At 43.8% G+C, this 265-nt stretch carries 1 protein-coding gene; it reads left to right on the forward strand.

Going from position 1 to position 265, the window contains the following annotated elements; genetic code table 11:
* Nucleotides 1-265, forward strand: a 265-nt coding sequence (locus tag JQ843_RS05360; protein ID WP_203213082.1) for a DUF389 domain-containing protein, incomplete at both ends; no start/stop codon positions are given.

The following is a 265-nucleotide window of genomic DNA, read 5'->3' on the forward strand; positions in this document are numbered from 1 at the left end:
GGAGCCATGTTGATTTCACCTCTCATGACACCGATTGTTGGACTGGGATTCGGTTTAGCTATTTTTGATACGCGTTTAATCAAGCAATCTCTAGAGGTTTTATTGACTCAAGTGTTGGTCAGTTTGCTTGTCTCGACTCTGTATTTCTGGATTTCTCCCTTGTCTTATGCAAGTAGCGAGTTGATCGCACGAACCTCTCCAACCATTTGGGATGTTCTCATTGCTATTGCTGGTGGGATTGCTGGTGTGATCGGTTCAAGGAAAA

This window comes from Streptococcus mitis, from assembly GCF_905187495.1.
GTDB lineage: Bacteria > Bacillota > Bacilli > Lactobacillales > Streptococcaceae > Streptococcus > Streptococcus mitis_CU.